This is a genomic window from Pseudomonas sp. D47 (assembly GCF_045447305.1).
Lineage (GTDB): Bacteria > Pseudomonadota > Gammaproteobacteria > Pseudomonadales > Pseudomonadaceae > Aquipseudomonas.
In genome coordinates, this window is sequence record NZ_JBJGXU010000028.1 from 59905 (window position 1) to 74736 (window position 14832).

12 protein-coding genes and 1 pseudogene are annotated in these 14832 nt (G+C 63.3%); 9 read left to right on the forward strand and 4 right to left on the reverse strand.

The genetic code is table 11. The features are described from left to right. Positions 1-38 precede the first annotated feature (38 nt). Positions 39-1187 carry an aldose epimerase family protein gene (locus ACI77I_RS18880; protein ID WP_406998158.1) on the reverse strand — a complete coding sequence of 383 codons (1149 nt, stop codon included), beginning with the start codon at positions 1185-1187 and terminating at the stop codon, positions 39-41. A 138-nt stretch (positions 1188-1325) separates the two neighbouring features. Between ACI77I_RS18880 and ACI77I_RS18885 the strand changes: the two genes are divergently transcribed. Beyond that, positions 1326-2093, forward strand: a complete 768-nt coding sequence (locus ACI77I_RS18885) for an SDR family NAD(P)-dependent oxidoreductase (RefSeq protein ID WP_406998159.1) — start codon at positions 1326-1328, stop codon at positions 2091-2093. 5 nt (positions 2094-2098) lie between these two features. On the opposite strand, the gene ACI77I_RS18890 is transcribed toward ACI77I_RS18885, so the two are convergent. The 3 genes and pseudogenes from ACI77I_RS18890 to ACI77I_RS18900 all read right to left on the reverse strand — a co-directional run. Next, the gene (locus tag ACI77I_RS18890; RefSeq protein WP_094952632.1) at positions 2099-2701 is read right to left on the reverse strand and encodes a glutathione S-transferase family protein; all 603 of its coding nucleotides are present in this window, start codon (positions 2699-2701) and stop codon (positions 2099-2101) included. 30 nt (positions 2702-2731) lie between these two features. After that, a complete protein-coding gene (gene mug / locus ACI77I_RS18895; protein ID WP_406980381.1) occupies positions 2732-3265 on the reverse strand; it encodes a G/U mismatch-specific DNA glycosylase in 534 nt (177 codons plus the stop codon). Next, positions 3262-3414 (reverse strand): annotated as a pseudogene (locus ACI77I_RS18900) (LysR family transcriptional regulator); the annotation flags it as partial. The pseudogene ACI77I_RS18900 and the gene mug, both read right to left, overlap by 4 nt. Between ACI77I_RS18900 and ACI77I_RS18905 the strand changes: the two are divergent. The 8 genes from ACI77I_RS18905 (at position 3392) to uvrA (ending at position 14744) form a co-directional block, all read left to right on the forward strand. Next, a complete protein-coding gene (locus tag ACI77I_RS18905; protein ID WP_242150471.1) occupies positions 3392-3547 on the forward strand; it encodes a hypothetical protein in 156 nt (51 codons plus the stop codon). The pseudogene ACI77I_RS18900 and the gene ACI77I_RS18905 sit on opposite strands and share 23 nt — an antisense overlap. An 88-nt stretch (positions 3548-3635) precedes the next feature. After that, the gene (gene yghU / locus ACI77I_RS18910; RefSeq protein WP_094952634.1) at positions 3636-4472 is read left to right on the forward strand and encodes a glutathione-dependent disulfide-bond oxidoreductase; all 837 of its coding nucleotides are present in this window, start codon (positions 3636-3638) and stop codon (positions 4470-4472) included. A 211-nt stretch (positions 4473-4683) separates the two neighbouring features. Continuing rightward, positions 4684-5301 (forward strand): transcriptional repressor LexA, encoded by a 618-nt coding sequence (gene lexA, locus ACI77I_RS18915; RefSeq protein WP_094952635.1) that lies wholly within the window; start codon positions 4684-4686, stop codon positions 5299-5301. Beyond that, positions 5301-5915 carry a translesion DNA synthesis-associated protein ImuA gene (imuA, locus tag ACI77I_RS18920; RefSeq protein ID WP_094952636.1) on the forward strand — a complete coding sequence of 205 codons (615 nt, stop codon included), beginning with the start codon at positions 5301-5303 and terminating at the stop codon, positions 5913-5915. Before lexA ends, imuA begins: the two co-directional genes overlap by 1 nt. Before the next feature lie 7 nt (positions 5916-5922). Further along, on the forward strand, positions 5923-7338 hold the full coding sequence (locus tag ACI77I_RS18925; RefSeq protein ID WP_263273360.1) for a DNA polymerase Y family protein: 1416 nt from the start codon (positions 5923-5925) through the stop codon (positions 7336-7338). Then, positions 7314-10406, forward strand: coding sequence for an error-prone DNA polymerase (locus ACI77I_RS18930; RefSeq protein ID WP_406998160.1), 3093 nt, complete (start codon positions 7314-7316; stop codon positions 10404-10406). The genes ACI77I_RS18925 and ACI77I_RS18930 overlap by 25 nt, the downstream gene beginning before the upstream one ends. A 109-nt stretch (positions 10407-10515) precedes the next feature. Further along, positions 10516-12228: an ATP-binding protein gene (locus ACI77I_RS18935; RefSeq protein WP_263273358.1), complete on the forward strand. Its 1713-nt coding sequence runs from the start codon at positions 10516-10518 to the stop codon at positions 12226-12228. Then, on the forward strand, positions 12225-14744 hold the full coding sequence (gene uvrA, locus ACI77I_RS18940) for an excinuclease ABC subunit UvrA (protein ID WP_406998161.1): 2520 nt from the start codon (positions 12225-12227) through the stop codon (positions 14742-14744). Before ACI77I_RS18935 ends, uvrA begins: the two co-directional genes overlap by 4 nt. The last annotated feature ends 88 nt before the right edge of the window (positions 14745-14832 follow it).

Genomic DNA, 14832 nt, shown 5'->3' on the forward strand with positions numbered 1-14832 from the left:
TGATCCACCGCCATCGCAGGCAAGCCTGCGCCCACAGTTTAATCAGCGGAGAATTTGAACACGGTGTTCTGGCTATAAGTCTGCCCCGGGCTCAACCGGGTCGAGGCGAATGTGGGCTGGTTCGGCGCATCCGGAAAGTGCTGGGTCTCCAGGGTAAACGCGCTCCAGTGCGCATACGCCTTGCCGGCTTTGCCCTTCACCGTGCCATCCAGGAAGTTGCTGGTATAGAACTGCACGCCAGGCTCGGTGGTGTAGAGCTGCAAACGTCGGCCGGACGCGGGGTCGTGCACCTCGGCGGCGAGTTGCTTGATGTTGCCTTGGGTGTCCAGTGCCCAGTTGAAGTCAAACCCACCTTGTTTCGGCTCGGCGAATTTGAGCTGTGGATGCTCGTCCTTGATGCGCTGGCCGATAGGCGTCGGTGTGAGGAAGTCCATCGGCGTGCCTTTGACCAGCGCCAGTTCGCCCGTCGGAATCAAGGTGGCGTTCACTGGCGTGTAGTGGCTGGCGTGCAAGGTCGCCACTTGCTTGAGGATGTCGCCATTGCCCGCGCCGGCAAGGTTGAAGTAGCTGTGGTTGGTGAGGTTCAGCACTGTGGGTTTGTCGGTGGTGGCCTTGTAGTCGATGTGCAGTTCGTTGTTATCGTTGAGGCTGTAGGTGACCTCGGTTTTCAAGTTGCCCGGGAAGCCCATTTCGCCGTCCTTGGACAGGTAGCTCAGCTTCACACCGACCGAATCCTTGCCCTTGACTGGTTCGGCTTGCCACACGTGTTTGTCAAAACCCTGGGCGCCGCCATGCAGCGAGTTGGGGCCATCGTTGAGCGGCACCTGGTAGCGTTTGCCGTCGAGTTCGAAGGCACCGCCGGCCAGCCGATTGCCGAAACGGCCAATGGTCGCGCCAAAAAATGCGGTGCCGCCCTGATAGCCCTGCACGTCATCGAAGCCGAGTACCACGTCATCGACCTTGCCGTTTTTGTCCGGCACTTTCAGCGACTGCAACACACCGCCGTAAGTGATCACCGTGGCTTGCATGCCATGGCTGTTGCGCAAGATGTATTGCTCGACGGCGGTGCCGTCATTGGTTTTGCCGAAAGGCTTGTGTTCACTGCTCAGCCCGGCCGCCTGGGCGCTGCCACTGGCGATCAACATGGACAAGGCGAGGCCTGAAAGCAGATGTCTAGGGTGCTTCATGGTCGAACTTCCTTTTGTTGTTTTGAGTGGAATAGTTCTACTAATGTGCGATATTTCGTCGAGTTGACAGCGAATTTATAGCCTTTAACGCCAGTTTCGCAAAATAAAATAAGACTAATTGATCGAGGCAATCGTTATATGAGTACTGAACAGGCCGTTTATCCCGACCTCAAGGGTAAGACCGTATTGATTTCTGGAGGTGCCTCAGGCATTGGCGAATTCATGGTGCGCGCCTTCGCCGCGCAGGGCGCCAAGGTGGCCTTCGTGGACCGCGCGCAAAGCCAGGGCGAGCGGCTGGCGGCGCTGTTGAGTGGCCAGGGGCACACCGTGGAGTTCGTGTGGTGCGACATCACCGATGAGATCGCCTACAAGGCGGCGATAGCACGCTTTGAGCAATCGCTGGGGCCGATCACCGTGCTGGTCAACAATGCGGCCAACGACGTGCGTCACACTCTGGAAGAAGTCAATTCGGACATGTTCGACCGGCTGATCGCGGTCAACCTCAAGCACGCCTTTTTTGCCGCCAAGGCGCTGGTGCCGATGATGAAGGCCGCCGGTGGCGGGGCGATCATCAACCTGGGCTCGGTCGGCTGGATGATGGCGTCCGCCGGCTACCCGGTGTACGCCGCCAGCAAAGCCGCAGCCCACGGCATGACCCGGGCGCTGGCGCGGGAACTGGGCCCCAGCCGCATCCGGGTCAACACCTTGGTGCCGGGCTGGGTCATGACGGAAAAACAGCTGGCGATGTGGGTAGACGATGCGGCCAGGGAGCTGATCAGCCGCAGCCAGTGCCTGCCGGGCAGTGTGCTGCCGGAACACATCGCCAACATGGCGTTGTTTCTTGCCTCCGACGTGTCGGCGATGTGTTCGGCGCAGAACTTTATTGTGGATGGCGGTTGGGTGTAAGCCGGTTATTCGATGGGGTACTTCCTGAAGGCTGGATGTTGTTCCAGTTGGCTGGCGTGGCGTTGCAGGTTGGGAAACGCATCAGCCTTGAGCGCCGTCGGCAGCTTGAGTTGGGTGAACGACCAGGTCACGGCCGCCGTCAGCGCGGCCTGGTTCAGGTGTTCGCCGGTAGCCTGGGCCAGGTGTTTTTCCAGCAGTGAATAAGCGGCCAACAACTGCTCGGTCACCCGCTCGAGCCACGGCTCGTGCAGTTTCTCCGCGGGGCGCAGGTGGTGTTCGTAGACGATCTGTACGGTTTTCTCACAGGCCGCCAGGGCCAGCCCGAGCACTTGCAGGTGCTTGGCGCGGGTGTCGGCGGTGTGTGGCAGAAGTTTCTTGTCGGGCGGCGCCAGGGTGTCGAAGTAATCCAGGATCAGGCTGGAATCCATCAGCACCGTTCCATCATCCAGCACCAGCGTGGGCGCCTTGACCACCGGGTTGATCTTGGAGAACTCGGCGTAGGTGCTGAATACCGAGAGAGGCTCGTGCACAAAGTCCACGCCGTACAGCTCCAGGGAAATTGCCACGCGACGCACGTAAGGCGAGTCCAGCATGCCGACCAGTTTCATGAAGCCTCCATTGCTCTCAGGGGGGTGGGCTCACGAGATTAAGGGCACGGCGGCGGCCTGCGCAATAGCCTCGCGCAGTTGTTGATAGGCCTGCACGAGTTGGTCCAGGCTGAACGCCAGGTTGCGCCCGCTGGGGTTGGGCAGCACCCATACCGACGCGCCACCGAATAACTGCGCTTGCGGCCCCCACTCAATCTGCTGTTGGCCGGACAACGCGCTATAGCCGGCTTTGCCGAGAAACGCGATGACGCGCGGCTGGCAGCGGTGGATTTTCTGTTCAAACGCCGTCGCCGCCTCCTTGAATTCATGCCGCGCCAATTCCCCCGCGCTGGCCGTCGGCCGCTCCACCAGCGTGGTTAGCCCGCAGTGATACTGCAACAGTGTGGTGCCATCTTGCGGGCGAATCTCATGGGGCGTAAAACCGGCCAAATGCAACGTGCGCCAGAATCGATTGCTGCGATTGGCAAAGTGCTGGCCGAGCGCGGCGGAGCCTTTGCCCGGGTTGATGCCGCAGAACACCACGTGCAGGTGGTCGGCGAGGATGTCTTCGAGGCGGTCGCTCATGTTGATTCTGCCTGTAAATGGGTCAGCAGCCACTCGGTAAAGCGGCGCGCGAGCGGATCATGCTCACTGTCGCGATGGGTCAAGAGGGCCCAGTTGGGGCCGCGAATGGTGGCGTCTGCCAACGGTGTGAGCAAGCTATCTTCCTGCGCGGCGGCGCACTATGCCGAAGACCGTTCGACCTCGCGTTATCGCCAGCGCGCCGTGGCTTACCTGGATGTGGTGACTGCCCAATTGGCGGCGCTGCAGCGAATTACACCTGCAAACTCAGCCATTGAGCGCTAATGTGGGCGCTGATCAAAGCGCTGGGTGACGGGTGGAACGTGGCTCAATTGGCTGCGTCGAACCCTATTTAAACCAAGGAGAAGTCAGCATGACCGAGTACGTACCTCCGAAAGTCTGGACCTGGGACAGCGAAAGCGGCGGCACCTTTGCCAGCATCAACCGGCCTATCGCCGGTGCCACGCATGAGCAGGCACTGCCGGTCGGCAAGCACCCACTGCAACTGTATTCCCTGGCAACGCCCAACGGGCAGAAGGTCACGATTCTGCTGGAAGAGCTGTTGGCCCTGGGGCATGCCGGCGCGGAATACGATGCCTGGTTGATCAAGATCGGTGACGGTGATCAGTTCGGCAGCGGCTTTGTTGCGGTGAACCCGAACTCGAAGATCCCGGCATTGCTGGATCGCAGTGGTGATACGCCGATTCGGGTGTTTGAGTCGGGTGCGATTTTGCAGTACCTGGCGCAGAAGTTTGGGGCGTTCTTCCCCACCGAACCTGCGGCGCGTGCGGAGTGTTTGTCGTGGTTGTTCTGGCAGATGGGCAGCGCGCCGTATCTGGGCGGTGGGTTTGGGCATTTTTATGCGTATGCGCCGAGCAAGATGGAGTATGCGATCAATCGGTTTGCCATGGAGACCAAGCGTCAGCTCGATGTGCTGGATCAGCGTTTGGCGGTGAGTGAGTATATTGCCGGGGACGAGTACACCATTGCCGATATTGCGATTTGGCCTTGGTATGGTGGGTTGGTCAAAGGCCGTTTGTATGGGGCGTCGGCGGAGTTTCTGTCGGTGCATGAATATAAACATGTGCTGCGCTGGGCTGAGGCGATTGAGGCGAGGCCGGCGGTGCAGCGGGGGCGGCGGGTGAATCGGGTTTCTGGGGAGCCTGCGGAGCAGTTGCGTGAGCGGCATGATGCGAGTGATTTGGACTGAGTACATATCCGTTGCGGCGGTAACGGCTTCGTATGGTTTCGCTCTTGCAGCGGGTCACTTTTGGCTGGGCCGGCATTCCGGGCTCTTTTCCAAAAGTGACCCGCCGTAAGGGCGGAACCCATATCAGCCGTTACCCAAATAACGGATATGTACTCGATCAAACCCCCGCCCGACTACCGGCTATTGTCAGGAATTTCCCACAAGAGTACAAATGTACTCCATGACAACCCTGACCCCCCGCCGCACTGCCATCCTGACCTTCATTCGCGACCGTATCGCGCAACAAGGCCAGCCCCCCAGCCTCGCCGAGATCGCCGAGGCGTTCGGCTTCGCCTCGCGCAGCGTCGCCCGCAAGCACGTGGTGGCGCTCACCGAAGCCGGCTTCATCGAGGTCAACCCCAACCAGGCCCGTGGCATTCGCCTGCTTAACCAGCCGGCTCGTCCCGAATGGCTGGACGTGCCCGTGCTCGGCCGCGTCGCCGCCGGCTTGCCCATCGGCGCCGACGCCGAAGTCCACAACCGCCTGCAACTCGACCCCGCCACCTTCGCCAAAACCCCGGACTACTTGCTGCGGGTCCAGGGCGATTCAATGATCGAAGACGGCATCCTCGACGGCGACTTGGTGGGCGTGCGCCGCAGCGCCGAAGCCTTGAACGGCCAGATTGTGGTGGCGCGCCTGGACGGCGAAGTCACCATCAAACGCTTTGAACGTCACGGCGAGCATGTGCGCTTGCTGCCGCGCAACCCCGCGTATCAACCCATCGTGGTCGGGCCCGATCAGGACCTGGCCATCGAAGGGGTGTTCTGCGGCCTGGTGAGGCAAGGCTGATGGGCGCCGTCGTTGCCCTGGACTCGCTGTTCAACGGCGGCCGAGTCTGGAAGGGCCGGCCTGCCGCGCCACCGGCCAGCGTGCACCCCACCGGGCTTGCGGCGCTGGATGCGGTGCTGCCCAGCGGAGGCTGGCCGGAGGCGGCCTTGAGCGAAATCCTGATGGCCAAGGAAGGGGTCGGCGAATTGCAATTGGTGTTGCCGACCCTGGCGCGCTTATCAAAGGCCGGCGAGCGCATCGTGCTGGTCGCGCCGCCTTACACGCCGTACCCGCACGCCTGGCAGAACGCCGGGGTGGATTTGCGTCAGCTCTCGGTGATCCAGGCCGAGGAGCGCGATGCCTTGTGGGCGGTAGAGCAATGCCTGCGTTCCGGCAGCTGCGGCGCGGTGTTGTGCTGGCCGCGCAAGGCCGATGACCGTGCCCTGCGCCGCTTGCAGGTGGCGGCCGAAACCGGGCAGACCCTGGCGTTTGCCTGGCGCTCTTTACAGGAGGCGGTCAATGCATCGCCCGCCGCCTTGCGCCTGGCCGTTGAGGCAAAACCTGCGCAAGTGCGGGTGCTCAAGTGCCGCGGCGGGTTGGCCCATCCGGCGCCGATTGCGCTGGCGGGGCACTGAGGTTGCCATGCGCTGGGTGTGTATTGTCTTCCCGCAATTGGCGCTGGACGGGGTGCAGCGTGTGCATCCCGAGCCCGAGCAACCGCTGGCGCTGCTGGCCGGCACGCCGCAGCGCCGCGTGCTGCAAACCGTCAATGACGCCGCGCGCGCCTTGGGTTTGCGCCCCGGGCAATCGCTGACCGCCGCGCATGCGCTGGCCAAGACCTTCGCCAGCGCCGAATACGACCCCGCAGAGATCGAGCGCTGGCAGCAGTTTCTCGCGGCCTGGGCCTACCGTTTCAGTTCCCAGGTCAGCGTGTATTACCCGCGCGCCTTGTTGTTCGAGATCGAGTCGAGCCTGGGCCTGTTCGGGCCGTGGCCGCAGTTCGAGGCGCGGTTGCGCCAGGAGCTGACCGAGCTGGGGTTTCGCCACCGTATCGTCGCTGCACCCAACCCGGCAGCGGCGCGGGTGCTGGCGAATAGTTACGATGGCCTGGCCGTGGCCGATGAGCACGCGTTGCACCAAGCCCTGGCGCCACTGCCGATTGATCGCGCTGGCCTTGAACCGCAGGCCGCCACCGCCTTGTCGCGCATGGGCCTGCGCACGCTGGCCCAGGTGCAGGCGTTGCCCCGGCATACGCTGGCGCGGCGTTTTGACGCCAGCTTGCTCAAGCACTTGGATGCACTGACCGGGCAGCGGCCGCTGCCACTGGCGTTCTATCAGCCGCCGGACCAGTTCGATGTGCGCATCGAGTTGAATTTCGACGTGCAATCCCACCAGGCGCTGCTGTTTCCCTTGCGCCGCCTGACCGGTGACCTGTCTGCCTTCCTTTGCGGGCGCGACAGTGGCGTGCAGCGTTTCGACCTGCACTTGGAACACGCCCAGGCGCCCGACAGCGTGATCAAGGTCGGCCTGCTCAGCGCCGAGCGTGAACCGGCGATGCTCTTCGAACTGGCCCGTGGCCGCCTGGAACAGGTGCAAGTCACCTCGCCGGTACGCGGCTTTCGCCTGGTGGCCCAGGACCTGCCGGTGTTCGTGCCGCAGCGCCAGGACTTGTTCGACGACCGCCCGCAACAGACTTTGCCCTGGGAGCAACTGCGCGAACGCCTGCGCGCACGTCTTGGCGATGAAGCGGTGCAAGGCTTGCGTTTTCATGCCGACCACCGCCCCGAATGCGCCTGGCAAGCCGCCGCCGATAACCGCGCGTGCCAAAGCTTGAGCAAGGTGCAACGCCCCGGTTGGCTGCTGCACGAACCGACCTTGCTGGCCGAGCAGGGCGTACAGATTTTGATGGGCCCGGAACGCATCGAGTCCGGCTGGTGGGATGGCGCCGATATTCGCCGCGACTATTACCTGATCCAGACCCGCGCCGGGCAGCAAGGCTGGGCCTATCGCACCGTGGGGCAAAGCGATGGGCTGTGGCTGCAAGGCTGGTTTGCATGAGCTACGCCGAGCTGCATTGCCTGTCCAATTTCAGCTTCCAGCGCGGCGCGTCGAGTGCGCTGGAGCTGTTCGAGCGCGCCAAGCGCCAGGGTTATAGCGCCTTGGCGATCACCGATGAATGCACTTTATCGGGCATCGTGCGCGCCTGGCAGGCGGCGAAGGCGGTGGACTTGCCGCTGATTATCGGCAGCGAGGTGCGCATCGCGAACGGCCCGAAACTGGTGCTGCTGGTGCAGGACCTCAGCGGTTACCAACACCTGTGCCGCCTGATCACCCTGGCCCGACGCCGCGCCGAAAAAGGCCGCTATCGCCTGCTACAGGAAGACTTCGACCAGCCACTGCCGGGGTTGCTGGCATTGTGGGTCGCCGAAGACAGCGACACCCAAGCCTCGATCCAATGGCTGCGCCGCACCTTCGCCGAACGGCTGTGGCTGGCGGTGCACCTGCATTGCGGCCAGGACGATGCGCGCCATCTGGCGCAGCGCCTGGCCCTGGCCGCCAGCCTGCATATTCCGGCGGTGGCCTGCGGCGATGTGCACATGCATGCGCGTGGCCGCCGTGCCCTGCAAGACACTATGACCGCGATCCGCCATCACGTCACGGTGGCCGACGCCGGCACGCGCCTGCACCCCAATGGCGAGCGGCATCTGCGCAGCCTCGACGCCTTGGCCGCGCTGTACCCGCAAGCCTTGCTCGACGAAACCCTGGCTATCGCGCGGCGCTGCACCTTCGACTTGAGCCAGTTGCGTTACCACTACCCGCGCGAGCTGGTACCCGCAGGCCAGGATGCGAAATCCTGGCTGCGCCAGCTCACCGAAGAGGGCATCGCCCAGCGCTGGCCCCAGGGTGTCGACGCCAAGACCTTGCAGCAGATCAACCATGAGCTGGAGCTGATCAGCGAGCTGGGCTACGAGAGCTATTTCCTCACCGTGCATGACATCGTGCGCTTCGCCCGCAGCCGCTCGATCCTGTGCCAGGGCCGGGGTTCGGCGGCCAACTCGGCGGTGTGTTTTGCCTTGGGCATCACCGAGATCAACCCGAGCCTGATGAACATGCTGTTCGAGCGCTTCCTGTCCAAGGAGCGCAACGAGCCGCCGGATATCGACGTCGACTTCGAACACGAACGCCGCGAAGAAGTGCTGCAGTACGTGTTCCAGCGCTACGGCCGCACCCGAGCAGCGTTGACGGCGGTGGTCAGCAGCTACCACGCGGCTGGCGCGGTGCGCGATGTGGCCAAGGCCCTCGGCTTGCCGCCGGACCAGATCAACGCCTTGGCTGAATGCTGCGGGCGTTGGAGTGAAGACGCACCGCCCTTGGAGCGCCTGCGCGAAGGCGGCTTCGACCCGCAAAGCCCGATCCTGCGCCGCGTGCTCACGCTCACCCAGCAATTGATCGGCTTCCCCCGGCACCTGTCCCAGCACCCCGGCGGTTTTGTGATTTCCGAATACCCGTTGGACACCCTGGTGCCGGTGGAAAACGCCGCTATGGCCGAGCGCACCATCATCCAGTGGGACAAGGACGACCTCGATGCCGTCGGCCTGCTCAAGGTGGATATCCTCGCGTTAGGCATGCTCAGCGCGATCCGCCGCTGCTTCGATTTACTGCGCCGCCACCGCAACTTGGACTTGGCCTTGGCGAGCATCCCCAAGGAAGACCCCGCCACCTACGCGATGATCAGCAAGGCCGACACCATCGGTGTGTTCCAGATCGAGTCGCGGGCGCAGATGTCGATGCTGCCCAGGCTCAAGCCGCAAACTTTCTATGACCTGGTGATTGAGGTCGCTATCGTGCGGCCCGGGCCGATCCAGGGCGGCATGGTGCATCCGTACCTGCGGAGGCGGAACAAGGAAGAGCCCACCACCTATCCGTCGCCGCAGCTTGAGGCCGTGTTAAAGCGCACTCTGGGCGTGCCGCTGTTCCAGGAGCAGGTCATGCAGATCGCCATGGTTGCCGCCGATTATGGCCCCGGTGAGGCCGACCAGTTGCGCCGCTCTATGGCGGCCTGGAAACGCCACGGCGGGCTGGAACCGCATCAGGCGCGCCTGCGCACCGGCATGCTCAAAAACGGTTACAGCGAGGAATTTGCCGCGCAGATTTTCGAGCAGATCAAAGGCTTTGGCAGCTATGGTTTCCCCGAGTCCCACGCGGCCAGTTTCGCCTTGCTGACGTACGCCAGTTGCTGGCTCAAATGCCATGAACCGGCGGCCTTCGCCTGTGCACTGATCAACAGCTGGCCGATGGGCTTCTACAGCCCGGACCAGATCCTGCAGGATGCGCGGCGTCATCGCTTGCAGATTCGCCCGGTGGATGTGCTGGCCAGTGACTGGGATTGCAGCCTGGAACCCATCGACGGCCAGCAACCGGCGATTCGTATGGGGTTGCGCATGATCTCGGGGTTTCGCGAGGAGGATGGCCGGCGCATCGAAGCGGCCCGCCAGCGCCGGGCGTTCAGCGACATTGCCGACCTCGACGAGCGCGCCGGGCTGGATGCCCGCGCCCAGGCGTTGCTGGCGGACTCGGGCGCCTTGCGGGCCCTGGCTGGCAACCGGCACAAGGCGCGCTGGGAGGTGGCGGGCGTGCATAAGCAGCTGGGGCTGTTTGCTGGCCTGCCCAGCCCCGATGAAGCGCTGGTGGAACTGCCTGCCCCTACGGTCGGCGAGGACCTGCACGCCGACTATGCCACGGTGGGTACCACCCTCGGCCCGCATCCGTTGGCGTTGTTGCGTGCTGAGTTGCGTAAGCGCCGCTGCCGCAGTTCCCAGGAGCTGATGACGGTGGAGCATGGGCGCAATGTCAGCGTCGCGGGGTTGGTCACCGGTCGACAGCGCCCGGGCACCGCCAGCGGGGTGACCTTTGTCACGCTGGAGGATGAATTCGGCAACCTCAATGTGGTGGTCTGGCGCGACCTGGCCGAGCGTCAGCGCCAGGCATTAATCGGTTCACGACTGTTGAAAGTCGACGGGCGCTGGGAAGCTGTAGGCGAGGTGCGGCACCTGATTGCCGGGCGCCTGAGCGACCTGACGCCGCTGTTGGAAGGCATTCATGTGCGCAGCCGAGATTTTCACTGAGGCCAGTGGTTTTTGCCGGCATTACCCCCTAACGTATACCCAGTGAAACCATCTGCTGCTGGCGTGCTCCAAAACTTGCGACTGCCCTCTCTTTGCACAGAGCCAACCGATGCAATTTTTATCTAACCCCTACGGCTGTGAAGGCTGGTCTGGTGAAATGGCCCGGCGTATTCGTGCCTTCGATTGGTCGAGCACTGACCTGGGCCCGATCGACAGCTGGAGCACCAGCCTGGCCTGCAACGTGCAGATGATGCTGGCCTCGCCCATACCGATGGTGATGCTCTGGGGCCCGGCGGGGCACATGATCTACAACGACAGCTATTCGGTGCTTGCCGGCGGGCGGCACCCGTATTTGCTCGGTACGCCCGTGGAGCAGGGCTGGCCTGAAGTGGCCGAGTTCAACCGCTATGTGCTGGACACTTGCCTGGCGGGCGGCACGTTGTCGTTCAACAACAAAGAACTGGTGCTGCTGCGCAACGGCAAGCCCGAAGATGTGTGGATGGACCTTTACTACAGCCCCATCGCCGGCGATAACCAGCAACCGGCCGGGGTGCTGGCGATTGTGGTGGAGACCACCGCGCACGTGAACTCCGAGCGCCTGCGCCAGGAATTGACCCATAACCTGGAGCAACGCGTGGCTGCCGAAGTGCAGGCGCGTTCCGCCGCCGAAGCGCAACTGCGCCAATCGCAGAAGCTTGAAGCGATTGGGGGCCTCACCGGCGGCGTGGCCCACGACTTCAACAACCTGCTGCAAGTGATCGCTGGCAACCTGCACCTGCTGGCCCGGCATGAGCCGGAAAACGCCCAGGTGCAGCGGCGTGTCACGGCCGCCATCGCGGCGGTGGAGCGCGGCGCCAAACTGTCTTCGCAACTGCTGGCCTTTGCCCGCCGTCAACCGCTGTCGCCGGCGGTCTATAACCCTCAGCGCATTTATGCCGGGTTGGTCGAACTGCTGCAGCGTGCGTTGGGCGAAACCATCCATATCGATGTGCAACTGCCCCAGGATTCCTGGTGCATCAACGTCGACCGCAACCAGTTGGAAAACGCGCTGCTCAACCTGGCGATCAATGCCCGCGATGCCATGCAAGGCGAGGGCGTGATCCGCATTACCGGCGAAAACATCCTCCTCAACCCCGACGACTGTGCAGGTAAGAGCCTCCTGCCGGGCGAGTACGTGCGCCTGGCCGTCACGGATATCGGCAGGGGCATGTCGGCGGCGATCCTGGCGCGGGTGTTCGAGCCTTTTTTTACCACCAAACGTGAGGGCCACGGCACTGGCCTGGGCCTGAGCATGGTATTTGGTTTTGTGCGCCAAAGCGGCGGGCATGTGGAGGTGTGGAGCGAGGAGGGCAGGGGTACGGTGGTGCAGATGTATTTCCCGCGCAGCCTCGGCGAGGAAAGCCACGACACCGAGGTTGACCCTGTGCTGCATACGGGTGGCCAGGAGACGATCCTGGTGGTCGAGGACAATGCTGACGTACGCGTGACGGTAGTGGATTTGCTCGAACAGTCGGGCTACACCGTGCTCACCGCCGAAGACGGCGACCGCGCGATGCAAACGTTGCTGGGCGGCGTACAACCGGACCTGATTTTTACCGATGTGGTGATGCCCGGCCGGATAAAAAGTACCGACCTGGCTGACTGGGCCCGCGCCCAGGTGCCGCCGGTGGCGGTGCTGTTCACCTCCGGGCATACCCGCGACATTCTCTCCAGCAATCACCTGCTGAGCCCCGACATTCACCTGCTGAGCAAGCCCTACAGCCCCGAAGCCTTGACGCAACGGGTGCGCAGCGTGCTCACCGCCAGACAAGGTTGCCCATGACTTCACAGCGCAACATCCCTCCCATCACTGCCCAGCGCCCAGGTTTTGTCCGGGTGCGCGGCGCCCGCGAACACAACCTGCGTAACGTCGATGTGGACATTCCCCGGGATGCCCTGGTGGTGTTCACCGGCGTCTCGGGCTCCGGCAAATCATCCTTGGCGTTTTCCACGGTGTATGCCGAGGCCCAGCGGCGTTATTTCGAATCGGTGGCGCCCTATGCGCGACGCCTGATCGATCAGGTCGGCGTGCCGGACGTGGACTCCATCGAAGGCCTGCCACCGGCTGTGGCCCTGCAACAGCAGCGCGGCACGCCGAGTGCGCGCTCTTCGGTGGGCAGCGTTACCACCTTGTCGAGCCTGATCCGCATGCTGTACTCCCGCGCCGGCAGCTATCCGCCGGGGCAGGCGATGCTGTACGCCGAGGACTTTTCACCGAACCTGCCCCAAGGCGCGTGCCCGCAATGCCATGGGCTGGGCCGGGTGTACGAAGTGACCGAGGCGCTGATGGTGCCCGACCCGTCCTTGACCATCCGTCAACGCGCGGTGGCGTCTTGGCCGTTGGCGTGGCAGGGGCAAAACCTGCGCGACATCCTCGTGACCCTGGGTTACGACGTGGATATCCCATGGCGCGAGCTGCCGAAAAAGCAGCGGGACTGGATCCTGTTCACCGAAGAAACCCCCACCGTGCCGGTGTACGCAGGCTTCACCCCTGAACAGACTCGCGACGCACTCAAGCGCAAGCTCGAGCCGAGCTACCAAGGCACTTTCAGTGGCGCGCGGCGCTACATCCTGCACACCTTCACTCACACCCAAAGTGCGCTGATGAAAAAGCGCGTGTCGCAGTTTATGCAAGGCAGTGCCTGCCCGGTGTGCGAGGGCAAACGGCTGACCCAGGCGGCGCTGTCGGTGAAGTTCGCCGGGGTGGATATTGGTGAGTTGTCGCAGCTGTCATTGTCGCAACTGGCCGAGTTGCTGCGCCCGGTCGCGGCGGGGCAGGACAAAATGAAACTATCGGTGGAAAAGCGCCTGGCCGCACAGCGTATCGCTCAGGATTTGCTGGAGCGGGTCAGCACCTTGACTGAATTGGGCCTGGGTTATCTGTCCTTGGAGCGCAGCACACCGACCTTGTCCTCCGGCGAGTTGCAGCGCCTGCGGCTGGCCACGCAATTGGGCTCGCAGTTATTCGGCGTGATCTATGTGCTGGATGAGCCGTCGGCGGGCCTGCACCCGGCGGATGGCGAAGCGTTGTTCACCGCGCTTGAGCGTCTGAAAGCGGCGGGCAATTCGTTGTTCGTGGTGGAGCATGACCTGGAAACCATGCGCCGCGCCGACTGGCTGATCGATGTGGGGCCGGCGGCCGGCGAGCACGGCGGGCAAGTGCTCTACAGCGGCCCGCCGGCGGGCTTGGCGGGTGTCGAGGCATCGCAGACGCGCGAGTATCTGTTTGCCGAGCAGCGCCCTTCGAGTCAGGCGCGCCGTGAGCCTTCCGGCTGGCTGAAGCTCGAAGGCGTGACGCGCAATAACCTCAATGACCTGAACGTGGATTTCCCGCTGGGCTGCTTCACGGCAGTGACCGGGATTTCCGGCTCGGGCAAATCCAGCCTGGTCAGCCAGGCGTTGCTGGAACTGGTGGGCATTGGCCTGGGCCGCGTTGTGGAAAACGACGAAGAACCCAGCCTGGAAGACGCCACCCCACAAACCAGCGGTGGGCGTATCAGTGCCGGGCTGGAGCACATCCGCCGTCTGGTGCAGGTAGACCAGAAACCCATCGGCCGCACCCCGCGCTCTAACCTGGCAACCTACACCGGGCTGTTCGACAACGTGCGCAAACTGTTCGCCGCCACACCGGCTGCGAAGAAGCGCCACTACGATGCTGGGCAGTTCTCCTTCAACGTCGCCAAGGGCCGCTGCCCGAATTGCGAGGGTGAAGGGTTTGTCAGCGTCGAGTTGCTGTTTATGCCGAGCGTGTATGCGCCGTGCCCGACGTGCCACGGTGCGCGTTATAACCCGGACACCCTGGCGATCAAATGGCAGGGCTTGAGCATCGCCCAGGTGCTGGCGCTGACGGTGGAACAGGCGGTGGAGGTGTTTGCCGAACAGCCGGGGGTGTTGCGTTCGCTGCAGGTGCTGCGCGATATCGGCCTGGGTTATTTGCGTTTGGGCCAGCCGGCGACGGAACTGTCCGGCGGTGAGGCGCAGCGCATCAAGCTCGCGACCGAACTGCAACGCAATGCACGGGGCGCCACCTTGTACGTGCTGGATGAGCCGACGACCGGGCTGCACCCACGGGATGTGGACCGCTTGCTCAGGCAGCTGAATCATCTGGTGGACGCCGGGCATACGGTGGTGGTTGTGGAGCATGAAATGCGCGTGGTGGCGCAGAGTGACTGGGTGATTGATATCGGCCCGGGGGCGGGGGATTTGGGCGGGAAGGTGGTTGTCAGTGGCACGCCGCAGAAGGTGGCGAAAAGCAAGGTTAGCCGTACTGCGCCGTTTCTGAGCCGAGAGCTGATTTAACTAGCTATGAGGTCGAAATGTGGGGGCGGGCTTGCCTGGTATCTACACATCTTTTTTTCGAATTGAATTGTGTGGTTGTTTTGGAGGG

Excerpts from the sequence above, each read along its gene's own strand:
- yghU (WP_094952634.1), top strand. The coding sequence starts at position 3,636 with ATGACCGAGTACGTACCTCCGAAAGTCTGGACCTGGGACAGCGAAAGC.
- ACI77I_RS18885 (WP_406998159.1), top strand. The coding sequence starts at position 1,326 with ATGAGTACTGAACAGGCCGTTTATCCCGACCTCAAGGGTAAGACCGTA.
- mug (WP_406980381.1), bottom strand. The coding sequence starts at position 3,265 with ATGAGCGACCGCCTCGAAGACATCCTCGCCGACCACCTGCACGTGGTG.
- ACI77I_RS18925 (WP_263273360.1), top strand. The coding sequence starts at position 5,923 with ATGCGCTGGGTGTGTATTGTCTTCCCGCAATTGGCGCTGGACGGGGTG.
- lexA (WP_094952635.1), top strand. The coding sequence starts at position 4,684 with ATGTACTCCATGACAACCCTGACCCCCCGCCGCACTGCCATCCTGACC.
- ACI77I_RS18890 (WP_094952632.1), bottom strand. The coding sequence starts at position 2,701 with ATGAAACTGGTCGGCATGCTGGACTCGCCTTACGTGCGTCGCGTGGCA.
- uvrA (WP_406998161.1), top strand. The coding sequence starts at position 12,225 with ATGACTTCACAGCGCAACATCCCTCCCATCACTGCCCAGCGCCCAGGT.
- ACI77I_RS18880 (WP_406998158.1), bottom strand. The coding sequence starts at position 1,187 with ATGAAGCACCCTAGACATCTGCTTTCAGGCCTCGCCTTGTCCATGTTG.
- ACI77I_RS18935 (WP_263273358.1), top strand. The coding sequence starts at position 10,516 with ATGCAATTTTTATCTAACCCCTACGGCTGTGAAGGCTGGTCTGGTGAA.
- imuA (WP_094952636.1), top strand. The coding sequence starts at position 5,301 with ATGGGCGCCGTCGTTGCCCTGGACTCGCTGTTCAACGGCGGCCGAGTC.